General features: G+C 45.8%; 26 protein-coding genes. 17 read left to right on the top strand and 9 right to left on the bottom strand.

What is annotated here, in order from left to right; genetic code table 11:
- Positions 1–24 precede the first annotated feature (24 nt).
- The gene (gene trhA, locus CBP12_RS03485; protein ID WP_086962995.1) at positions 25–678 is read right to left on the bottom strand and encodes a PAQR family membrane homeostasis protein TrhA; all 654 of its coding nucleotides are present in this window, start codon (positions 676–678) and stop codon (positions 25–27) included.
- A 220-nt stretch (positions 679–898) separates the two neighbouring features.
- Between trhA and CBP12_RS03480 the strand changes: the two genes are divergently transcribed.
- The 5 genes from CBP12_RS03480 to CBP12_RS03465 all read left to right on the top strand — a co-directional run bounded on the left by CBP12_RS03480 (position 899) and on the right by CBP12_RS03465 (position 4706).
- The gene (locus tag CBP12_RS03480) at positions 899–1678 is read left to right on the top strand and encodes an N-acetylmuramoyl-L-alanine amidase (protein ID WP_086962993.1); all 780 of its coding nucleotides are present in this window, start codon (positions 899–901) and stop codon (positions 1676–1678) included.
- 10 nt (positions 1679–1688) lie between these two features.
- Entirely contained in the window at positions 1689–2915 is a 1227-nt protein-coding gene (locus CBP12_RS03475; protein ID WP_086962991.1) for a nucleoside recognition domain-containing protein, read from the top strand.
- 461 nt (positions 2916–3376) lie between these two features.
- Entirely contained in the window at positions 3377–4021 is a 645-nt protein-coding gene (locus CBP12_RS13520; protein WP_198341847.1) for a hypothetical protein, read from the top strand.
- Positions 4018–4317: a hypothetical protein gene (locus CBP12_RS13515; protein WP_198341846.1), complete on the top strand. Its 300-nt coding sequence runs from the start codon at positions 4018–4020 to the stop codon at positions 4315–4317. The genes CBP12_RS13520 and CBP12_RS13515 overlap by 4 nt, the downstream gene beginning before the upstream one ends.
- A gap of 98 nt (positions 4318–4415) precedes the next feature.
- Positions 4416–4706 (top strand): hypothetical protein, encoded by a 291-nt coding sequence (locus CBP12_RS03465; RefSeq protein WP_086962989.1) that lies wholly within the window; start codon positions 4416–4418, stop codon positions 4704–4706.
- An 81-nt stretch (positions 4707–4787) separates the two neighbouring features.
- On the opposite strand, the gene CBP12_RS03460 is transcribed toward CBP12_RS03465, so the two are convergent.
- Positions 4788–5162, bottom strand: a complete 375-nt coding sequence (locus CBP12_RS03460; protein WP_086962987.1) for a hypothetical protein — start codon at positions 5160–5162, stop codon at positions 4788–4790.
- 99 nt (positions 5163–5261) lie between these two features.
- Between CBP12_RS03460 and CBP12_RS03455 the strand changes: the two genes are divergently transcribed.
- On the top strand, positions 5262–5708 hold the full coding sequence (locus CBP12_RS03455) for a DUF4385 domain-containing protein (RefSeq protein WP_086962985.1): 447 nt from the start codon (positions 5262–5264) through the stop codon (positions 5706–5708).
- Between the two features lie 432 nt (positions 5709–6140).
- Here the strand turns inward: CBP12_RS03455 and CBP12_RS03450 are convergent, their stop codons facing one another.
- The 3 genes from CBP12_RS03450 to CBP12_RS03440 all read right to left on the bottom strand — a co-directional run bounded on the left by CBP12_RS03450 (position 6141) and on the right by CBP12_RS03440 (position 8509).
- On the bottom strand, positions 6141–6344 hold the full coding sequence (locus CBP12_RS03450) for a cold-shock protein (protein WP_086962983.1): 204 nt from the start codon (positions 6342–6344) through the stop codon (positions 6141–6143).
- 191 nt (positions 6345–6535) lie between these two features.
- Complete coding sequence (locus CBP12_RS03445) at positions 6536–7825, bottom strand: tyrosine-type recombinase/integrase (RefSeq protein ID WP_086962981.1); 1290 nt, start codon at positions 7823–7825, stop codon at positions 6536–6538.
- A 213-nt stretch (positions 7826–8038) separates the two neighbouring features.
- Positions 8039–8509, bottom strand: coding sequence for a hypothetical protein (locus CBP12_RS03440; RefSeq protein WP_086962980.1), 471 nt, complete (start codon positions 8507–8509; stop codon positions 8039–8041).
- A gap of 324 nt (positions 8510–8833) precedes the next feature.
- Here CBP12_RS03440 and ccoN point away from each other — a divergent pair, with 324 nt between their 5' ends.
- The 11 genes from ccoN (at position 8834) to ttcA (ending at position 18836) form a co-directional block, all read left to right on the top strand.
- Positions 8834–10258 carry a cytochrome-c oxidase, cbb3-type subunit I gene (gene ccoN, locus CBP12_RS03435; RefSeq protein WP_086962979.1) on the top strand — a complete coding sequence of 475 codons (1425 nt, stop codon included), beginning with the start codon at positions 8834–8836 and terminating at the stop codon, positions 10256–10258.
- 12 nt (positions 10259–10270) lie between these two features.
- On the top strand, positions 10271–10888 hold the full coding sequence (gene ccoO, locus CBP12_RS03430; RefSeq protein ID WP_086962977.1) for a cytochrome-c oxidase, cbb3-type subunit II: 618 nt from the start codon (positions 10271–10273) through the stop codon (positions 10886–10888).
- 12 nt (positions 10889–10900) lie between these two features.
- A complete protein-coding gene (locus CBP12_RS03425) occupies positions 10901–11122 on the top strand; it encodes a cbb3-type cytochrome oxidase subunit 3 (RefSeq protein ID WP_086962976.1) in 222 nt (73 codons plus the stop codon).
- Entirely contained in the window at positions 11119–12195 is a 1077-nt protein-coding gene (ccoP, locus tag CBP12_RS03420; RefSeq protein ID WP_086962974.1) for a cytochrome-c oxidase, cbb3-type subunit III, read from the top strand. Before CBP12_RS03425 ends, ccoP begins: the two co-directional genes overlap by 4 nt.
- 108 nt (positions 12196–12303) lie before the next feature.
- Complete coding sequence (locus CBP12_RS03415; RefSeq protein WP_086962972.1) at positions 12304–12789, top strand: FixH family protein; 486 nt, start codon at positions 12304–12306, stop codon at positions 12787–12789.
- Positions 12790–12791: 2 nt separating this feature from the next.
- Entirely contained in the window at positions 12792–15161 is a 2370-nt protein-coding gene (locus tag CBP12_RS03410) for a heavy metal translocating P-type ATPase (protein ID WP_086962970.1), read from the top strand.
- Positions 15158–15397, top strand: a complete 240-nt coding sequence (gene ccoS, locus CBP12_RS03405) for a cbb3-type cytochrome oxidase assembly protein CcoS (RefSeq protein ID WP_086962968.1) — start codon at positions 15158–15160, stop codon at positions 15395–15397. The genes CBP12_RS03410 and ccoS overlap by 4 nt, the downstream gene beginning before the upstream one ends.
- Positions 15381–16064 carry a sulfite exporter TauE/SafE family protein gene (locus CBP12_RS03400; protein WP_086962967.1) on the top strand — a complete coding sequence of 228 codons (684 nt, stop codon included), beginning with the start codon at positions 15381–15383 and terminating at the stop codon, positions 16062–16064. The genes ccoS and CBP12_RS03400 overlap by 17 nt, the downstream gene beginning before the upstream one ends.
- A gap of 61 nt (positions 16065–16125) precedes the next feature.
- Positions 16126–16872, top strand: coding sequence for an FNR family transcription factor (locus tag CBP12_RS03395; RefSeq protein WP_086962965.1), 747 nt, complete (start codon positions 16126–16128; stop codon positions 16870–16872).
- A 31-nt stretch (positions 16873–16903) separates the two neighbouring features.
- The gene (gene uspE / locus CBP12_RS03390; RefSeq protein WP_086962963.1) at positions 16904–17833 is read left to right on the top strand and encodes a universal stress protein UspE; all 930 of its coding nucleotides are present in this window, start codon (positions 16904–16906) and stop codon (positions 17831–17833) included.
- A gap of 79 nt (positions 17834–17912) precedes the next feature.
- Positions 17913–18836 (top strand): tRNA 2-thiocytidine(32) synthetase TtcA, encoded by a 924-nt coding sequence (ttcA, locus tag CBP12_RS03385; protein WP_086962961.1) that lies wholly within the window; start codon positions 17913–17915, stop codon positions 18834–18836.
- 80 nt (positions 18837–18916) lie between these two features.
- Here ttcA and CBP12_RS03380 read toward each other — a convergent pair whose 3' ends face one another.
- From CBP12_RS03380 to ubiU, 4 genes are all read right to left on the bottom strand, one after another.
- A complete protein-coding gene (locus CBP12_RS03380; RefSeq protein ID WP_086962959.1) occupies positions 18917–19519 on the bottom strand; it encodes a DUF2987 domain-containing protein in 603 nt (200 codons plus the stop codon).
- Positions 19516–20274, bottom strand: a complete 759-nt coding sequence (locus CBP12_RS03375) for a hypothetical protein (RefSeq protein ID WP_086962956.1) — start codon at positions 20272–20274, stop codon at positions 19516–19518. Before CBP12_RS03375 ends, CBP12_RS03380 begins: the two co-directional genes overlap by 4 nt.
- Before the next feature lie 143 nt (positions 20275–20417).
- On the bottom strand, positions 20418–21305 hold the full coding sequence (locus tag CBP12_RS03370) for a U32 family peptidase (protein ID WP_086962953.1): 888 nt from the start codon (positions 21303–21305) through the stop codon (positions 20418–20420).
- Between the two features lie 39 nt (positions 21306–21344).
- Complete coding sequence (ubiU, locus tag CBP12_RS03365; protein ID WP_086962951.1) at positions 21345–22340, bottom strand: ubiquinone anaerobic biosynthesis protein UbiU; 996 nt, start codon at positions 22338–22340, stop codon at positions 21345–21347.
- Positions 22341–22342 lie beyond the last annotated feature (2 nt).

Below are 22342 nucleotides of genomic sequence, written 5' to 3'. Positions count from 1 at the left end.
TCCCTTTGGTGGGGGCAGTAAAATTTAAGCCCCATACCAATAAATAGCCAAATAATGACAGCAAGTCCCAGCTAATACCCATAAATGCCAAATAAAGTGAGCATAGGGAAGGCGATCATCAAGGATAAAAAACACAACTCCTAGTGTGTAACTTATTCCACCCGCTAATAACCAATAAATACCTGCGCTCGGCATCACTGCGATTAATGGTACAATGGCAATAATAATGACCCAGCCCATGAGTAAATACAGTGTCGTAGACAAAGCAAGCGGTAGATGCTGAGCAAATAATTTAAGGCCTATTCCTAATAGAGCAATGGACCACACCAGTATTAATAAACTCCAGCCCCAAGCGCCGTTTAATACTCCCAACAAAATAGGGGTGTAGGTACCCGCAATAAGCAAAAATATGGCGCAGTGCTCAATCACCCGAAAGGTCAGTTTAGCCTGACCCACCGCCAAACCATGATAAATAGCAGAGCTTAAATACATGAATATGATAGAAAGGGCGAAGATGCTGGCGCCGATAATAAAAGCGGTATCACCCACTAATTTCGCTTGCATAATTAGCAAGGGGCCGCCAATTAGCGCCACCACTAACCCTAGGCCATGACTTAAGGTATTAGCACGCTCCTCGCCCCGAGTTTGGGCGCGAGCACCACGTTTACTGTGAAACATTTATCACTCCCTTTTAGGCTGTGTGCTTAACAGAGTGCGACTTATTAGTACTAAGCTCAAGTAGCAGCTTAGTTATGCCAACATACAAACGTATTGATAAATATTGTATGTAACATCACCGTATTGCCATCTGAGCTTACAAGAAAGAACCGTTAATTACTGAAACAACGGGCTTAACAGGCTACTTTAGGCGCATTTGTTTATTAACAATGGATTGTTTATGAAACTCTATATAGTACTTGCCGCCGCTTGGTTGTTAGCGGCTTGCTCTAGTAGCCACTATAACGACAGTTATCGCTCAATTGGCCAAGATAGCCGCGTACAATTTATCGTGCTGCACTATACCTCCAGCGATTTATCACGCTCATTAAAGGTACTCACCCAAGGGCAGGTTAGCAGTCATTATTTGATTAATAATAATCCGGCAACGGTTTATCGGCTAGTGGATGAAAATAAGCGGGCCTGGCATGCAGGGAACAGCGAGTGGGCAGGGCGCACCTGGCTAAACTCCAGCTCCATTGGTATTGAAATGGTCAATCACGGTTATCGGCTAAACGCTGCCGGAAGAAGAGAATGGCAGGTCTGGAGTGAACCGCAGATTAAAGCGCTGATCATCTTGCTTAAGGACATAATGCGCCGCCATGGTCTCACTGCCCGCAGTGTGGTGGGCCATAGTGATATCGCTCCGCAGCGTAAAGTGGATCCGGGTCCATTATTTCCTTGGCATAAATTAGCGGCTGAGGGCTTAATTTTATGGCCTGAGCCAAAAGACGTGGCGCGCCATACCGCTAAGTTTAGCCAACAGCTTCCCAGCATTACTTGGTTTCAAGAACAACTTGCCTTGATCGGCTACGCCGTGCCACGTCATGGTAAGTTAGATAAGGCGACTCAAAATGTAGTGGCGGCTTTTCAAATGAAATATCGCCCACAACTACATAACGGCCAGCCAGATGCACAAACGGCGGCCATGTTATTATCGCTTACTCACCAACTGCACTAAGGACAGCGCTATGTTAAACGGCTTATGGCTCAGTTTTTTCTTAGTCGCGTTTGTTGCAGGCCTTACTCGCTGGTGGGGCGGAGAGCCAGAAATTTGGGCCGCCATGGTGGAAAGCCTGTTTAATATGGCTAAGCTCTCCGTAGATATTATGCTACTGCTGTTTGGCACACTCACACTGTGGCTGGGCTTTTTAAAGATTGCCGAAAAGGCGGGGCTAGTGGATGTGCTCGCTAGATTGCTGGGTCCTTTATTTTCAAAATTAATGCCAGAGGTGCCACGTAACCATCCGGCATTAGGGCTAATCACGCTCAATTTTGCGGCTAATGGTTTAGGGCTAGATAACGCCGCCACACCCATTGGTTTAAAAGCCATGCGCGCACTACAAGATCTTAATCCCTCTGAGAGTAGTGCCAGTAATGCGCAAATTTTGTTCTTAGTCCTTAACGCTTCATCTTTGACCTTATTGCCGGTGACCATTTTTATGTATCGGGCACAACAGGGTGCGGCGGATCCCACCTTAGTATTTTTGCCTATCTTACTTGCTACCAGTGCCTCAAGCTTAATGGGCTTATTATCAGTCGCTGTTATGCAGCGCCTTAAAATATGGCATCCCATAGTGCTGGCTTATTTAGTGCCCTGTGCCTTATTGCTCGGTTTATTTATGGCGTTTTTGGGCACACTGAGTGCCACCGCGTTAGCGAGCTTTTCTTCATTACTGGGTAATCTCACGCTATTTGGCATTATTATTGGCTTTATGCTGCTGGGCATGGCGCGCAAAATACCTGTGTATGAAACCTTTGTGGAGGGCGCGAAAGAGGGCTTTCAGGTCGCCAAAGATCTCCTCCCATACCTGATTGCTATGCTGTGTGCGGTTGGCGTATTGCGCGCTTCCGGCGCATTAGAGTTTGGCTTAAATGGCATTCGTTGGCTGGTAGAGTGGTTGCAGTGGGACTCGCGTTTTGTGGACGCACTGCCCACGGCGCTGGTTAAGCCGTTCTCGGGTAGTGCAGCGCGAGCCATGCTGATTGAAACCATGCAAAGCCAAGGCGTAGACAGCTTTGCCGCCTTAGTAGCCGCCACTATACAGGGCAGTACCGAAACCACCTTTTATGTATTAGCGGTATACTTTGGCGCGGTAGGCATTAAGCGCGCCCGACACGCCGTAGGCTGCGCCTTACTCGCCGAGCTAGCAGGCGTAGTAGCCGCGATTGCCGTTTGCTACTGGTTTTTTGGCTAGAGGAATAAGCCAACTTTATGTTGGGTAGGGCGCTTAACTAGGGCTTAATCAATGTTATGCCAACATACTTGTTTTTTGTATTACTCACTCACTTAAAATCAACGATAACTTGCAGTCTATAAGAGATAAAACACGAATTTAGTCAGTTGCTGCAAAAAGACAGCGCTAAGCTAAAGAAAGGGGGGATGTTTACGCAGGCTTCCTGACGATGTCAGGATCTTGCATTAGGGGGAGGGTGTAAACGAACGCCTAAGGCCAAGCGCAACAAAAAGAATGTTCTTGTATGACAAACAAGATTTTTCGGTTCCGCCTTCGGCGAAATGCGATAGCCTACTAAAGAAGAGACTCCAACATTTGCTTGGCTATCGCATCAACTCGCTTCAAAGCACTACACTTCTCCGTCTATCGAGCGCGACCACCCTGAGCTAGGTAAAAAAGTGGGTGATAAGGTGTTTGACTCAGTGATTGTGTTCACTGACCGCACCGTGTTGGACAGTCAGCTACAAGATACCATTTATCAGTTTGACCATAACGCCGGCATGATAGCGCGAGTAAATCGCAAGGCCTATAACAGCAAACAAGCTAATCAAGCGAAACTGGCTAACCTGTGTAAACCTGCGCTGGATCGTTTTACGCTGCGTTATAAAGAAGCCACACAGGTGCTAGAAAGTGCTCAGGCTGAGCTTGCTAAGGCCAGGATCGAGCGCAGTGATAAGGCAGTAAAATTCTGTGAAAACAGCGTTAAACACGCCAAAGAAGCCAGAGACATTCTGGATGTGTTTAAGAAGGACTTACTTTCTTTTCCTAGTTTCTACGAATTTAGCTCGCAAATCGTCGACTTTAACGATCTAGAACTAGAAAAACTCAGCATCTTCGCCAAACATTTGTATCTCATATTACGCCTAGATTTAACAGAGCAGGGCGTAGACTTGAGTGATGTGGTGATGACCCATTACCGCTTGCACGAGCAACGAGAAGCAGACTTGCAGTTAGGGTATAAAATCGGTGAAGACCAACCGCACTATTTAGATCCGTCCAAAGAAGGGGCGGTGCAATCCCAAAAGACCCTAAAACTGAACTGCTCAATGAGATTATCGAGCGCATGAATGACCTGTTTATTGAAGATGGCTTATCAGAAAACGATATGCTCAACTATGCCAATACCATAATGGGCAAAGTCTCTGAAAATGAAGTGGCCATGGATCAGGTTAACAACAACAGCAAAGAACAAGCGATGCTTGGCCAGTTCCCAGAAGCTATTCAAACTGCCATTATCGACAGTATGGACACCCACAACGCCATGGCAATGAAAGCGCTATCGAGCGATCTGGTAGCTAAGGGCATTGCCAGTTTAGTGTTTGATATGCTGATCAAAGGCATGGGCAAAACTCAACAGGCATAATGTTGAGTTATAGAAACACAGCGTTAAGTTATAAAAATTCAGTTCTAATTATAAAAAATGGCGAAAACTAAAAACCCTCTCAGCAAGGAGCACACACGATGGATCATAAACAAGAATACTTAGAGTACCTGCGAGCCTCATTTAGAGATTATTTTGCCGATATAAGCCAGTCTGCTGCAGAGCGCGCGCAGGCAAAGAGCTTTATTAATGGCTTAATGGTGGCGGGTAAGATCTTTGGTATCACTTCAGAAGAATTACAACAGGCGCTATCCCAAGAACAACATCGGCGAGTCGCTAGCACGGCGAGAATTGACTTTGAAGACAAAGACTTAATCGAAATTCCTACTTATATTCGTGAACAAAAAAAGGTTAATTTCGATCAAGAATAATTAAAAACAGAGCAGGGCGCTGGTGTCTTGCAGCGCCTTTTACTTAGTTATATGCGCGATTAATACTTGGTTTTACTGGTCTTACTCATCACCGTCATCGGCGTGCTCGATAATAGAGGTGTCCCAGGTATTGGTATTTTTAAACAAGGTAAAAGTCTGTTCGTATTTTACAAGCCGCTTAAGCTCAGCAGTGTCATCTTCGGCTTTGGCCATTTCTTTAGCACCGGCCAGAGCGACCGTTAGCATTTCTACTACCAAGGGCTTTTCCTGCTTATTGGCGCCTTCTAAGCCCAGCTGCAGCGTGCCATCTTCTAAGCTCAGATTGTGCTTTAGCTGGGCAATCACTTCTTGGCGACCGGACGGCATTTCTTCTAGCAACAATTCTATCTCTTCAAGTACTTGATTGAAGGCATCTTTAAAAAAGCCAGTAAGCTCAATCACCGTTCGATAATCCATAAAAAGCGCCTTTGACTGGATGTTAAGTATGAAACGAGTATATGTGATTTTTAGCTCAGCTATGATTTAAATAAATGCAGTTCACATAAAGGAAACTTAATGGCATTTAATTATGACTTAGATTACAGCACGCTAAATTTACGCGAGCAGCCAGAGCTTTATAAAGTCGGCCGAGGTGAACAAGGCGTGTTATTGGTGGAGCCTTATAAAAGTGAAATCTTAGGCCATTGGCGATTTAAGACGCCAGAGCTTGCACAAATTTCTGCGCAAACCATCTATGCCATGTTTGAAGAGTATCGTGAGCACGATGACTTTGTGGGTATGGACATGGCGCGTAAATTTATTCAAATGGGTTACACCCGAGCACGCCGCTATGCAAATTATCCAGGCGGTCGTAAATATAATGAGGATGGCAGCATTAAAGAACGCAACATCGATAATCAGAAAGCGCAGGCGGCACAAATTTTTAAAACATACTGGGATAAAATTCGCGCCGATCAAGATTATCTAAAGCGCAAGAAAGCTCATCAACGGCAATTTGGATAAACATTATTAAAATAGCTGCAATAGCCGTCCTTCTATAACAAACAACACTTCGCATAATGTATATTATGTTAAATAGGATATTAACGGATGAACGATACTGACCTATTCTCTCTATTTTACTGCGTGGTTAGTGTTGAGGTATTTGCTGGCAGTGATGGCCAGTTTAATAATAACTATCTTGTTCATTACTTAGCGCTATTGTGTGGCACTTTATGTAAGCGTAACGCTTTAGTTCTGCTTTGAGTATTAATCTCGCAATAAACGCGAATCCTTAACGCCGTCTGGTTCGTCGTTAAAGATAAGGTCAGCCACGCCTTTGTGCCCTGTGTAGCAACCCAAATAGCAGAGCAAGAGTTAAAAGCACCCGTTTAGGATTTTAACCAATAAAAAACCCGCCGCAGCGGGTTTGATGTATCTTTTGACTCAAGATAATTAGATAGCTTGAATTTGTGAAGCTTGAGGACCTTTAGCACCCTCAGTTGCGGTGTAAGATACTGCTTGGCCTTCTGCCAAGGTTTTGAAACCACTACCTACGATTTCAGAAAAATGTGCGAACAAGTCTTTGCCGCCATCTTCAGGAGTGATAAAACCAAAACCTTTTGCTTCGTTAAACCATTTTACTGTGCCGTTAGCCATGTGAACTACCTTAATTTAAGTGATGAGCGAGGGCTCGAAAATGCAAAAAATATCAAAGAAAGGAAGTGCAAATACCGCGCTAACTTGAAACTCTGTGCAGCCCAAACTCTACGCACAGTCAAGGCGCTCGTCAAATCTTATTAAATAATATTGGGCGTTTTTCATACAAAACCCCACCATAGTGATCACTGCTATTGCTCCTGCAATCGGTCAAGACGCTTGTTAGCCGCACTTTCATGGCGCTCAATTTGACCGGTATGTAAATATTGCGAAGTGGTATCTATGCTGTCATGCCCCGCATCGGCTTGTACGTGTGACAGGGGTCGGCCATTTAAATTAATATCATGGGTAATACCGGTATGGCGAATACTGTGTACTGTGAGGCTGCGCATAACAGTGCCATCATATTCAAAGCCGTCTTCAGCAGCCTTATCAGCTGCGCACTTTATTAACTCATTAAGTAAGTCACGCAGTTGTCGAACCCCCAGATTGGCATTTAATAAGCCTTGATCACGACCTCGCCCCGCCGCTTTATGACGAATAAAGAGCGGCGTTGCTTCAGTGGGACTGGGTAAGGGTGATAACTTTAAACTGATGCGATAGCTTTTCAGCTCGCTAAGTAATTCCCGAGATACCGCGACGCTGCGTTTTTTACCCCCTTTACTCACCGGAATATGAAAGCTCCAAATGCCGGTATGACTATCGCGGCGAAATTGACTCATTACCGGTGCAAAACCCGGCCTGGCCGCCACTTCAGAAATACGTAAATAGCAGCCATACATGAGCGCGACTAAAAATAAAGTGCGTTGATGGCGTTGTGGCTCTTGCTCAGCCAGTGTGCGTGCGGTGCTCATTACATAGGACCATTGTAAATCACTGAATACGCGAATTTCATCAGCCTCATCTAGCCCGGCTACTAGGGTGGGCTGTGAGCCAAACCGGCTATGGCGCATCCATAGTACGGCAGGATTACGCTCGGTGATTTCTTCATTAATTAAGTAGCTATAAAAGGAAGACAAAATAGCCAGTTTGGTTTTTAAGGTGGCGTCTGTCATACGATAAGCAAGTTCTACCCCTTCTTGCTTCTTGCCAAGAAAGGGCCGCCACAACGGATTAGGTAAGCGCTCCATCCACTCTTTATTAAGAACAAATTGCGCCACATTACGATAGGCAATTAACTCTTTAGGCGGCGCTAAACAATATTGCACATATTGATTCATGCTATTGCGCGTTAAGTTAAGCGGCGAGCTCTGAGCAACATCAAAACACCAATGCAAAAAGGTGGTGAGCTCAGAGCGATAGCTTTTATAGTTATTGTCATTAAAGCGACTTTCTAGCAGCCAATCCATGGCGTGTTCATAGATAAAGGCCGCATCGGGTACGACAGTCAGCGTTAACTCTGCAATATGTTGGTTAACTTGGCTATTTCCCTCTTCAAGGTATTGGGGAGCGTCAAAAAGCGGCACGGCGAATACAGTCATAAATTCTCTGATGATTACTGAAGCAAAACTTCATGTTATCTAGTGCCGATAAATACAGTTATCGGCATTAACCTTAAAGTGTGAATAGTAAGTGTAAAAGCCGCTTTCTAAAAAGTGGCGTCATTTTACTGAGTACCTCCCTCCTATCTAACATTTTTATCTACAGCGACTTAAGACACCAATTTATACTTGCCTCGCGCCCCCCCTCACACCCTAGCGTGTCACTTCAAAAAGAAAGGTTAACTGTTGGATTTCACCTCGGTGTTCGACATCTAATTTCCAAGCCCACATCATTTCCCGCTCGGTGCAAGCTCCCACTAACACTTGCCCTTTCCAATGGTTAGGTGTTTGTTCTTCTAATAAAGCCGGCAAGGTTCCCATGTACATGCTGTGCCCTTCTAAGCGACTTTTTAACAATTTAACATCTGGCTCTGAGAAGCGAATATTGAGGGTAAAAGGCGTTTCAGGTGCTAAATCTGTGCTCGAAATCCACGCGGTGGCGGTTAAATCTTCCACAACCTGCTCACACTCAGTGTGAGCTATGTCACATAATTGATTAATAGAATTCCCCTTTTCAGGAGCTTTTTCTTCATTTTTATACGTTTTATAAAAAAAAGCGCCCGCTAGAATCAGCAATACGACGAAAATTTGACCGAGTTTGGGGCCGGTAAGACGCTCTCTCATGGCTTTTCCATTCCTGTGTTGTGCACAAAGTGTGACCATTATTGATCTTGATCAAAGCAGTTTTGCATATGCCAAGTTAGTCAGTTAAGTAGTAACGATATTACCGTTTATACTGTTATTTTTTAAGCCAGTCCTTTATCATCCTCCTCGTGCAACCAAGGGCTTCCCACTTCTCGATTCTCATTGTTAACAACAAGTTAATAGAGTGGTGTGAGCTTAGGCGGCCATTAAAATAAATAAGCAGTTGTCTTCAACAATTCTTCCGAAGTGTTCATTTTAACGATCACAGACCTGAATAACAGCAGTGGAAGCGGAACTATAACGATGAGTCAAACTAATAATCAACCAAACTACAATTACACTGTAGTTCGCCAGTTTACGGTCATGACCGTGATCTGGGGCATTGTGGGCATGTCTATAGGTGTGCTAATTGCAGCACAACTAATTTGGCCTGCTCTTAACTTTGAAACGCCTTGGCTAACTTATAGCCGCCTGCGTCCTTTACATACGAATGCGGTTATCTTTGCGTTTGGTGTAAGTGCGCTAATGGGGACGTCTTTTTACGTAGTACAACGCACCTGTCAGGTTCGCCTCTATGGTGGAAAACTGGCGTCGTTTGTATTTTGGGGTTGGCAGTTAATTATCCTTTCGGCAATTATTTCTTTGCCACTAGGATATACCTCCACCAAAGAATACGCCGAACTGGAATGGCCGATTGATATTGCCATTACTGTGGTGTGGGTTGCGTACGCTACCGTGTTCTTCGGGACGCTTTATAAGCGTGCAACGTCGCACATTTATGTAGCTAACTGGTTCTATGGTGGTTTCATTCTTACTATTGCCGTCTTGCACATTGTAAACAGCATGGCCGTTCCAGTGAGCGCCATGAAGTCTTACTCTATGTATGCCGGTGCTGCAGATGCGATGATCCAGTGGTGGTACGGTCATAACGCCGTAGGTTTCCTACTGACTGCAGGTTTCTTAGGTATGATGTATTACTTCGTTCCTAAGCAAGCTGGCCGTCCAGTTTATTCCTATCGTTTGTCTATCGTGCACTTTTGGGCGCTGATCACCCTTTATATCTGGGCAGGCTCACACCATTTGCACTACACCGCCCTCCCCGACTGGGCTCAGTCTTTGGGTATGGTGATGTCTTTGATCCTGTTTGTTCCTTCTTGGGGCGGCATGATTAACGGTATTATGACCTTGTCTGGTGCTTGGCATAAATTACGCTATGACCCTATCTTGCGCTTTTTGATCGTATCCTTGTCGTTCTACGGCATGTCTACCTTTGAAGGCCCAATGATGGCAATCAAAACCGTAAACGCTTTGTCTCACTACACTGACTGGACTGTAGGTCACGTACACTCAGGCGCATTAGGCTGGGTGGCCATGATCTCAATTGGTGCTGTGTATCACTTGATCCCGAACTTGTTCGGTCAAGCACGCATGTACAGCGTTAAGCTCATTAATACGCACTTCTGGTTGGCCACTATTGGTACTGTGTTGTACATCGTATCTATGTGGATCAGTGGTGTTATGCAAGGTCTAATGTGGCGTGCAGTGAACGACGATGGCACCTTGACTTACAGCTTTGTTGAAAGTCTACAAGCTTCGTATCCGTTCTACTTTGTACGTTTCTTAGGCGGCTGCTTCTTCTTAACCGGTATGATACTGATGGCTTATAACGCCTACCGTACCATCAATGCGCCTAAGGGCTCATTGCAAGCCATTCCTCAACCGGCATAAGGAGACGAGTTAATGAAAAACCCTAATAATCGTCACGAGTTGGTCGAAACTAATACCACTTGGTTGATCATTTTTACCGTCATTGCCATTAGCTTTGGTGGTTTGGTGGAGATTATTCCCCAGTTTTTTCAGCAGCAAACAAACGAACCGTTAGAGGGTCTGCGCCCTTATACGGCGTTGGAAATGGAAGGTCGTGACCTCTACATCCGCGATGGATGCCACGTGTGTCACAGCCAAATGATCCGTCCATTCCGTGCTGAAACTGAGCGTTATGGTCAATACTCGTTAGCTGGCGAACACGTTTGGGAGCACCCTTTCCTGTGGGGTTCTAAGCGTACTGGTCCTGATCTGGCCCGTGTGGGCGGTCGTTACTCTGATGACTGGCATCGTGTGCACTTGATTAACCCACGTAACGTGGTGCCTGAGTCAAATATGCCTGCGTTCCCATGGTTAGAGACCAATATCCTGGATGGTAAAGACACCGAAGCTAAATTGCGTTTATTCCGCGATAAGTTTGGCGTGCCTTACACCGATGCGGACATTGCAGGCGCCGAGGCTGCTGTTAAAGGCAAGTCTGAGTTAGACGCTATGGTCGCTTATCTGCAATCGTTGGGCCACGCCCTTAAATAACCGGAGTCGATTATGGATTTCAGTGCCTTGGAAGCAATAAAACCTACTCTTATTGGCTATCAAACTTTATTGCTGTTTGTCATGTTTATTGGCCTAGTTTGGTGGGCATACGGCAGACGACGTAAAGATAAATTTGATGCGATAGCCCACTCCATTTTCGATGAAGATGAAGAAAAGCTGAGTAGTGCCTCTCTAAGGACTGAGCAGGATCGCGCAGGAGCTAATAAAGAATGAATACTTTTTTGAGTGTATTTGTCACCATCATCAGCTTGGGCACCATTTTTGGTTGTTTAGGTCTGCTGATTTGGTGTACTCGCGATAAAATGGGCATGGAAGATGGTGCACCTACTGGCCACTCCTATGATGGCATTACCGAATTGAACAACCCTTTACCAAAGTGGTGGAGCTATTTGTTCATTTTCATGGTGGTGTTCTCCTTGATTTACTTGGCGCTATATCCAGGTTTAGGTAACTTTAAAGGCTTATTAGGCTGGACCAGTTCTAACCAGGATGTACGTTCATTACACGAATATAATGAGGCTGCCGATAAGGCCCGTGAAGACGAGCTGTTTGTGCAGTACGACCGTGAAATGATCAAAGCCGACGAAGTATTTGGTGCAAAGTTTCGTGAATTAATTTTCCCAGCAGGCTACACACCAAAAACAGAACAAGACTTAGATGCAAGCAAGTTTGCTAAGTTGGAAGGTGCGAAGAAGCGTAAGAAGATTGAGCAACTGATCCAAGCGGATAAAGATGCTAACTATCTGCCGATTCCTGACCTTGCACAAAATGACGAAGTGGTGAAAGTGGGCCAGCGTCTATTCTTGCAAACTTGTGCTCAGTGTCATGGCTCTAATGCGCGTGGTGGTACTGGCTTCCCTAACTTAACTGATGATGATTGGTTATATGGTGGCGAGCCAGAGCACATTGTGGCTACCTTGCGCAATGGCCGAAGCGGTGTAATGCCTGCTTGGGGTGATGCACTCGGTGAAGATGGCGTACGTGAAGTGACTACCTATGTGTTAAGCCTGTCTGGTCGTAAAGTTGACCCAGTTGAAGCACAAAAAGGTGAAGCTCGCTTTGCAGTATGTGCCTCCTGTCATGGTGCAGATGGTACTGGTAACATCGCCATGGGTGCTCCTAATTTAACCGATGAAATTTGGTTATATGGGGGCTCACGTGCCGCGATTGAAGATACTATTCGCCACGGCCGTCATGGTGTAATGCCAGCTTGGAAAGACATTTTAGGTGAAGACAAAATTCAATTATTGTCTGCCTATGTGTATAGCCTAAGAAACGATAAGTAAGGCCCTCGGGCTTTGTTATAAAAAAGCCCCGCTTGCCGGGGCTTTTTTTGTTATATTGTCCCTGGGGTCAAGAGCTCCGCCTTTCCTTTTTTGTAGTAGGAATTAATTATGCAACGTCATTGGTACCAACAGTTCTGGCCTTGGTTTTTGATAGTCCTGCCTCTGTGTGCAGTGTCTGCAAGTTTATATACTTTTTACTTAGCCAGTTCAGGAGCTGACTCTATGGTAGTGGATGACTACTATAAAAAAGGACGCGCATATAATAAGGACTTAACCGAGCTTAAACGGGCCGCAGAGTTAAAAATGCTGGCTCACCTATCTTATCAAGATGAACAAGTCACCATTAAGCTCGATGGTGCACACAAGGCGGGGGAAGGAATACGGGTTAACTTTACTCACCCTACCCTTGAGAAAGAAGATCATTTGTTATTTATGACCACAGATGCCTCAGGCGTCTATCGTGCTCGATTAGACACGCCTTTAATTGATGGACCATGGAATTTACAAATTGAAGCCGCAGATGGTACGTGGCGCATTCAAAAGCGCATTAACTTGCCTATTAGCGAGCCTTTGCTGATTAACGCAGGGAGCTAATGATGGATGGCTGTTTTCACTGCGGTGAAGCGCTGCCCAGTGGTCAGCGCTTTGAGCTAACCATAGAGGGTGTGGCTCAACCTTTTTGCTGCCCAGGTTGCTTAGCGGTTGCTGAAACCATTATCGACTGCGGCTTGGCCAGTTATTATCAGCACAGATCGGCGCCGGCTCCTAAAGCCGATGCGGTACCCGATGAGCTTAAAGTGCTCCAACATTATGACTTGGCCGAAATTCAACAAGACTTTGTCATTGATAAAGACAATCTTAAAGAAGTACAGCTGTCGATCTCTGGCATCAGTTGTGCTGCTTGCGCTTGGCTGATCGAACGCCACTTATCCCGTTTGCCAGGGGTGGCATTAATACAAGTTAATACCACCACTGAACGCGCCCGAGTGCGATGGGATGAGCAACACACTAGCTTAAGTAATGTCTTGGCAGGCTTCACCAGTATTGGCTATCAAGCCCGTCCGTTTCAGCCCCACCAACTTGAGCAAGCTTATAATAAAGAAGTAAAAGCTTATCTATTACGTATGGGCGTGGCCGGCATCGCCAGTATGCAGGTCATGATGGTGGCTATCGCCTTATATGAAGACTTATTTCCTAATACTGATGCGGGTTTAGTGTCGTATTTTCGCTGGATAAGTCTGTGGTTGTGTATTCCGGTGATGGGCTATTCTGCCCTGCCCTTTTATCGCAATGCATGGCGAGGCTTAAAAAATCGCGCACTGAACATGGACTTACCGGTGTCGATGGCGATGATTTTTGCTTTTATTGCCTCCGTCTATGCCACTGTCACCGGAACCGGTGATGTGTATTATGAATGCGTGTCCATGTTTGCATTTTTGCTGTTAACGGGGCGATTTCTTGAGATGCGCGCTAAACGCCGCGCCTCTGAAACTACCGCTAACCTAACACTGTTAGTGCCTATGCTGGCAAGAGTGGAAACAGATGAGGGTGAAAGTGAGGTAGCGGCAAAAACGCTGCAAGCAGAGCAAGTGGTGTTGGTGGCCCCTGGAAGTCAAATTCCTGCCGATGCCCTTATTCTTGAGGGCAGTACCAGTATTGATGAGTCCATGCTAACGGGTGAGCATTTACCGGTATTGCGCCATGTGGGCGATACCGTTTTTGCCGGTACCACTAATATTGAGTCGCCACTGCGCTTAAAAGTGCTGCGCAATTTAGCCAATGCGCGCGTATCAGAGATTTTACGTGCCCAAGATGATGCGCTGGCCGAAAAACCAAAAGTGGCTATTTTAGCCGATCAATTATCTCGCTATTTTGTGGCGGCGTTATTAATCGTCACACTGGCAACCTACGTAATCTGGTTACAATTAGACTCAACTAAAGCCTTTTGGATCATGCTATCGGTATTAGTGGCCACCTGCCCTTGTGCTCTTTCTTTAGCCACACCCACTGCATTGACGGTGGCCACCTCTCGTTTAAGTCGCTCTGGCGTATTAGTACGCCGTGCCCATGTGTTAGATACCTTATCCAAAGTCACGCGTATGGTGTTTGATAAAACAGGCACTTTAACGCGGGGGGAAATTAGCTTAATCGACACCCAGCTGTTGGGGGAGCTCGATGAAGCGCAAGCTAAGAGTATTGCTGCGGCCCTAGAAACTCAATCAGAGCACCCTATTGCCCGCGCTTTTAGTCCTTTTTATGATGCGAATTTAAGTGTAAGCCAGCGCACCAACCAAGTAGGACAAGGAGTAACTGGCATAATTGATGGCGTAGAGTGGCGCTTAGGCAGCGGTGCTTGGCTTGCCCCTTTAGAAAAAACCACCGACTTAAGTGTGTATTTGGCCAATGAGTCGGGAGTGGTAGCGCGCTTTAGCTTAGCGGATCCGCTGCGCGAGGAGGCACAAGCGCTCATCAGCCAGTGTCGTGAGCAAGGGATTAGCACCACCATTTTAACCGGCGATAGCTCAGGTCAAGCCGAGCGAGTCGCGAGTCAGTTAGGAGTCGATAAATTGGTTAAACATGCCAGCCCTGACGATAAGCTTAATTATTTACGCGAACGCGATAAAGCCGCAGAAGTCTGCTTAATGGTAGGTGATGGCATTAATGATGCCCCTGTGCTGGCCGGTGCCCATGTGTCGTTCGCCATGGCGGGCGGTACCGACATTGCTAAAAGCAGTGCCGATGCGCTGCTACTTGCCGATGATTTGCGCCATATTTTAACGGCTCGCCACGTATCGGCGCGGTGTAGAGCGGTGATCAAACAAAACTTTAGCTGGGCGTTAGGGTATAACCTGATTATTTTACCCTTAGCCGCCACCGGCCATGTTTCACCTTGGTTTGCCATGGTGGGCATGTCGGTGAGCTCGCTCATTGTCATGACTAATTCATTAAGGCTGGCACGCATATGACAGACGACGTAGAAGTATGGTATTTCATGATACCGGTAGCCATGGTGTTTGTCGGGATTGCGATTGCGCTGTTTTTTTGGTCAGTAAAAAGTGATCAATTTGAAGATCTCGATCGCCACGGCAGTAATATTTTATTTGATGACGATGACTCTGCTCATCAAAAAGCCCAAACTCAGCACCCTTCTACTGAGTCCAGAAAAACGCTGAACAAGGAGCAAGATGAACACTCAGCTTGATGCATGGGCGGCACTATTAATTGGCTTTTTAGGGGCTGGGCATTGTATTGCTATGTGCGGTGGCGTAGCGGCGGCTTTCTCGATGGCGATTCCAAAAGAGCATCGACGCTGGCAATGGCTGTATTTGCTCAGCTATAACGCGGGGCGCATCTTAAGTTATAGCCTTGCTGGAGCACTGGTAGGCGGGGTCTTTGCCAGCCTTGCTGAAGTGAGCATGGGTAAGCAAGCCCTTATTATCTTTCGCTTATTAACCGGCGTCATGATGATTTTATTAGGGCTGTATTTAGCGCGCTGGTGGTTTTTTTTACTCCATCTAGAAAAACTAGGTAATGGCTTATGGCGCTACCTTAAGCCTTATGCAGCGCGTTTTATCCCTTTTAAAAATCCGGTCGCGGCTTTTCCTTTTGGCATGATTTGGGGCTGGCTGCCCTGCGGGCTTGTTTACTCTGCACTCACTTGGAGCGCTGTTTCTGGCGGCGCCCTTGAGGGCGCGCGGGTAATGGCCTTATTTGGGCTAGGTACCTTGCCCACTTTATTAGCCTTAGGCGGATTAGCAGGCCAATTACGCCATTGGCTTAATCATCCACGCTTTCGTCAAACTTCGGGTATTGTGCTGATTATTTATGGTTTTTATACGCTTTACCAAGCCATAAGCTTACTTTACTAATCTATTAAGCCCTGTTATTTGATGCTATGCTCAGGCATTGATACCACAAAAGTGTTGGGCTATGGCAAATCAAATAAAAATCACACAAGCGGCGACCAGTTGCGCAATCCGTTGCCAAGATTGCAGCATCAGCCCCTTGTGCATTCCGCTGGGGCTAAACTCTGATGAGCTGGATAAACTCGATAATATTATTGAGCGTAAAAAGCCGATCCAAAAAGGCCAAGAGCTATTTAAAGCAGGCGAACCGCTAAAGTCTTTATATGCCATTCGTGCTGGGACCGTAAAATCTTATACCATTACCGAGCAAGGTGATGAGCAGATCACCGCGTTTCATCTCGCCGGGGATTTAATCGGCTTTGATGCTATTAATAGTGGTAATCACCCTTCTTTTGCCCAAGCATTAGAAACAGCCATGGTTTGTGAAATTCCTTATGAAGTACTCGATGACTTATCAGGAAAAATGCCCCGCTTACGCCAGCAAATTATGCGCTTAATGAGCAATGAAATTAACGGCGATCAGCAGATGATTTTATTATTATCTAAAAAGACCGCCGAAGAGCGTCTCGCCTCTTTCTTACACGGTCTGTCAACGCGCTTTTCTGAACGTGGCTTTTCTGCTAAAGAGTTTCGCTTATCCATGACGCGCGGCGATATCGGTAACTATTTAGGCTTAACCGTAGAAACGGTCAGTCGATTATTAGGACGCTTTCAAAAGAATGCGCTAATTGAAGTGGACGGCAAATACATTCGCATCTTAGATGCCATCGAGTTAGCCATCTTAGCCGGCGCACCCACTAAGTCTGCTTAAAGCACAGAGCAGCATACATAAGGGGCATATTATGATTAAGTATCAACATATTTTAGTGGTTATTGATCCCACAGCAGATACGCACCCTGCACTACATCGGGCGGTCTCTGTTGCGGCCTTGCAACAGCAAGCTACTATTACTTTGTTTATGCCTATTTATGATTTCTCTTATGAAATGACCTCAATGCTCTCAAGTAATGAACGCCAAGAAATGCGCGAAGGAGTATTACAAGGGCGCCGAGAATGGCTAAAAGAGCTAGTTGCGCCCTACCACGATGGCAATATTAAATTTCACCTTGAAGTGGTATGGCATAGCCGCCCTTTTGAAGCCATTATTCAACAGGTTATGGATGCCGGTCACGATTTGGTTGTTAAGAGTAGCCACAAACACAGTGCCATTCAGACGTTTATTTTTACCCCCACCGATTGGCATTTGCTACGAAAATGCCCCTGCCCAGTATTGTTAGTAAAAGAGCGCCAATGGCCGATGGGCGGTAATGTATTAGCCGCTATCAACTGTGCCGTTGAAGATGAAGAGCAAGTAAACTTAAACAATAAAATTATTAGCGAAAGTGGCGAAGTCGCGCGTTTATTAAATGCCCAACTGCATGTGGTTAACGCCTACCCTTTTACACCGGTTAATATGGCTCTTGAGCTTCCAGACTTTGATCCTAATGCCTATAACGCCGCAGTAAAACAACTGCATGAAAAAGCGTTAGCGGAATATGGCGCGCGCTTTTCACTGGCGCCTGAACGGCTCCATCTTGAAGAAGGCTTAGCCGAAGAAGTCATTCCTCACTGCGCCGAGCTTATTAATGCCAGCTTAGTGATTTTAGGAACAGCCGGTCGCACCGGTTTGTCCGCCGCCTTATTAGGTAATACAGCTGAGCAAGTAGTCGATAAACTTAGCTGCGATATTTTAGTAATGCGTGCGAGTGGCGAGCCTTCGCTCGTTGGCTAAATTAGCCTAATTCCTCTCGTTATCTTGCCCTCATGGCGCCAAGCACTATAATGACCCCAGTTTTTCTGCTGGGGTTATTATGACTGCGCCATCCACTTCTACTTCGCCTTTAGAAACGGCGGCTTTCGCTAAACTACAAAAACGCTTGCGCCATAATATGGGGCAAGCGATCGCTGACTTCAATATGATTGAAGACCAAGATAAGATCATGGTGTGCTTATCGGGCGGCAAAGACAGTTATGCCCTTCTAGACTTACTGCTTAATCTTAAAAGTCGTGCGCCTATCCATTTTGATATTATTGCCGTTAACTTGGATCAAAAGCAGCCCGGTTTTCCCGAGCAGGTATTGCCCACTTACCTCACCGAGCTTGGCGTAGAGTTTAAGATAGTAGAAGAAGATACCTATTCGGTAGTGACCGATAAAATCGAGGCTGGTAAAACCACCTGTGCATTATGCTCACGACTGCGCCGAGCTATTTTATATCGTACGGCGGCTGAGCTGGGTGCCACTAAAATTGCGCTTGGCCACCACCGCGATGATATTTTAGAAACGCTTATGCTCAATATGTTTTATGGCGGCACTATGAAGTCGATGCCACCTAAATTAGTGAGCGATAACGGCCAGCATGTGGTTATTCGCCCGCTGGCCTATTGTAAAGAAAAAGACATTATTGAATTTGCTCACGCTAAAGCCTTTCCTATTATTCCTTGTAATTTGTGTGGCTCCCAAGAAAATCTACAACGCCAGAACATTAAGGCGATGTTAACTGACTGGGATCAGCGTTTTCCTGGGCGTATTGAAAGTATGTTTCGTTCACTGCGCAATGTGGTGCCCTCGCACTTATTAGATAATGAACAGTTTGACTTTAAACACATTAGCCGCGAGTCAGGAATCATTGATGGTGGGGATCTCGGCTTTGATAAACCTGAATTACCCCATCGCTTTGTAGATGAGCAGACTAATGATCTGGGAGAGCGCCTTAGTATAGTAGAGATTAAATAGCGACTCTTTCTCTATCAAGCTCATTAAAAACCAGCCAGTGATAGCTGGTTTTTAATATTTACCTTCCCTTACATAAGTCATTAAAACCAAGGAGTAATGCGCACCTTTGGCAAGTCGAGCTGACCTGACTCAGCCAATTGACTTTGACTAAGTTTAAGCTGATTTTCACCTTGTATTAACGTATCAGGCTGGGCAGGGTTAAGTTTAATGCCTTGCAAGTCAGGTACAAAGTACTTACCAGGCCAACCAGCCATGGTTTGTAATAACTGATACATATCGGCTTCCACCTCCCTCAAGGCGGCCATGTTAGTAGTGCCCTGTTCTAAATTAGCTTGAATTTGAATGGAAATATCACACTGGGTATCTTCCACTACTTCTAGCACCACCCGTGCCTTATCCAGATCCAGCTCTTTATCTTTGGTTAGCGTAAATTGACCATGCGCTAAGACATTAACCTCGCCGCGAACTTCTTCGTCAACCAAGATAGCCCCCGAGGTTATGGTACACAGCCCTTCGCCATCATAACGGCTTAAATAAAATCCAAGCTGCGCTTGCTCTACTTTGGCTTTATCTACTTTAGCCATGTATTTATAAAAGCCGCTATAGTCCATTTCTAAGGTGGTGGCGTGCAATGTACTTGAGGCAAAGACGGCGATCAGAGGTAAAATGAGAGCAAACTTCATGCTTGAAAATTATCCTTGCTGTTATTTAATGCAGAAGCAGACGAAGTGGCGACTTGCCCTTCAACACCACATACTTCCCGATAGATAATGCCTTTAGTCACCATATATAAGGGGGCGACCCAAATTAGTAACAGCCCTAAACTTAATATAGCCATAATGAATAGCGCTAAAAAGACCAGCTGAATGGCAAGTAATTGCAGCCATTGGCGAGCAAATAGTTTTAAAGAAGTGGCAATAGCGTCCAGTGGCGTTAAGCCTTTTTCTAGAATTAATGGATAAGTAAACATTAATGCCACACTGAGTAATAGCATGGGCACCAGCGATAATACCGGCGGCAAACCCAACAAAGGTAATAAAGACATCAGTCCAGCACTAATAAAGCCCATTAATAAGCTTGCCAAGGCGAGGGGCAATAAGTAGCCGTAATAATTAAATATTTGATTAGCACGCACCGGCTTATCAACGGCACGAAAGATGCCTAGCATGTCGAGTGCCGCAGTCATGGGCGCGAGCGCCATAGTGATAATGAGATTAAATACGCTTAATTGCCAAGAGGCTGTGTCTGGTTCAGGCACTAGGCGCACCGATAATTGACTGAGTACCAGCCAGCAGCCCGCTACCCCCAGCGCAGCCAAAATAAGAGCCATCTTAGCCCCATAAATGCGCGCCCAAGCTTCTTGGAAAATAGCTTTAGGCGTTAAGGTAAAGCCCCCTTGGAGCGACTGTTGCAGTCGAGTAAAGCCAAGTTTATTCATGAAAAAAGTTACTCTTACTTAAGAAGTCACCATTGTAACGAAAACAACTTCATTAGGCATTAAACGCCGTGCTTAATCCGTCGCATACAATAATGCCGCTAGCGAGTGCGCGTAGCGGCATTAACGTCAATAAGCCGCTTTAGTTAGCGAGCGAGACTGGGCTCACGCACCATACCGGCCAACTGTAACCAATACCCGTTACACTCATCTGCGCCAAGCGGGTGTGGCGCACTGCCATCTTGGTTGTTTACAAATTTATTAAGCCAATCAAAAGTGCCCTCACTTTGAGGACTAATGCGCACTATATCTACCTCTTTACCTAAATGAGGCAGTTGATTAATTAAGTTATAGCGCGCGCCCGATAAGGTCTGAATACCATTGAGCACAAACACTTCTTGGCCGTCTTGGCTAGTTACTTTGCGCCCCTGTGGATATTTAATACAGCACAACTCGCACTGATCTTTATAGCGTTGTTCAGAGCGTGCGGTAAAACAGCGCGCTGACCAAGCAAGCGGCAAATGGCCAAAGGCGAACAGTTCAGTTTCAAAACGATGGCGCTGTGGCTGTAACAATGGATCATTCAGCAGTTTTTTTACGTTATCTTGAGATAATTCTACCGGCATTACCCAACGTTGCATGCCTAAACTTAGGAGATGATGCAAACTCTGTGCATTATAAATGCTAACTGGAGCACCACAAATAAAGGGCAAACGGTGCTCGTGTAATAAGCCAATAGCCCCGACGTCATTAGCTTCAATGAGAAAGTCGCCATTATCACAATAGCGCTTAAGCTCACGTAACTCTGACGGTGCTTCTAATAAGGTCATGGTTGATAGACACACTTGCTTGCCCGCTTCGCGCAGCATGTGGGCCAACGCCATATAATCATCAAACTTAAGCTCTCGGCGTTTACTGCACACCGTTTCGCCAAGATACACAATGTCGACCCGACTGTCGGCGGCCGTTTGGTAAAATGTCTGCATGGTTTGTTTTGGCCAATAAAATAATACGGGCCCTAGAGAAAACTTCATCGCTCATCCTTATACCTGCTTCATCTTACAGGTTTAGTATTATTTCCAACTGCGGTGATAGGCGCCTAAGGTGGTTTGGCTACCTTCAGATAATCCCGCTAACGTGTGTTGCCACTGCTCAGCCACTTTAAAATCATCAGGCGAGGCTAATAACAGATCGATGGCTGAGCGCCACACGCGCGTAATGCTGGCTACATAAGCAGGCGAACGTTGGCGGCCTTCTATTTTTAGCGACGCGATACCCTCTCGGTATAATTCGGGCAAAATATCTAGGGTATTTAAACTGGTGGGCTCTTCTAAAGGGTGGTAAAGAGTATCATCGACAATAAAGCGACCTTTACATAAGGTGGGATAGCCGGCGTTTTCTTCTGGTTGAAACCGATCAATAAGCACATTATTGAGGCTGGCATCCAATACGCCGTTTTTTTCTTCCCAACGCACATGGGAAGCAGGAGAGCACACGCCGGCCGTGTTGGGCGACTCACCTGTCATATAGGAGCTTAAGTAGCAGCGCCCTTCTGCCATAATACACAGGCTGCCAAAGGCAAAAACCTCTAAGTCGATATCAGTACTTTGTGCCAGTGCGCGTACTTGGTTCATCGCAAGCACCCGTGGCAAGACGATGCGCTTTACGCCAAATTGAGTTTGGTAAAAATCAATGGCTGCTTTATTAGTGGTAGAGGCTTGTACCGATAAGTGGATTTCTTGCTCTGGGTACTGAGTACTGATGTAACTTAACAGCGCTATATCAGCCACAATTAGCACATCCACCTTAGCCGCCACTGCCGTATCTACGGCGCGTTGCCAATGGGAAAATTCAGCGGCTTGGGCAAAAGTGTTAATGGCTAAGTGCAATTTTTTACCGTGTTTATGCACATAATCGACTGCATCGCGCAAACCATGAGCATCAATATTTAAGCCAGCAAAATGCCTAGCGTTAGTTTTGTCTTTTAAGCCCACATAAACCGCATCTGCCCCGTTCTCAATGGCAGCTTTTAAAGCAGGCACACTGCCTGCAGGACACAATAGCTCCATAA

This window comes from Oceanisphaera avium, assembly GCF_002157875.1.
Taxonomy (GTDB): Bacteria; Pseudomonadota; Gammaproteobacteria; order Enterobacterales; family Aeromonadaceae; genus Oceanimonas; species Oceanimonas avium.
The sequence above is the reverse complement of the archived record's forward strand: the minus strand, read 5'-3'. Positions and strand labels throughout refer to the sequence as shown.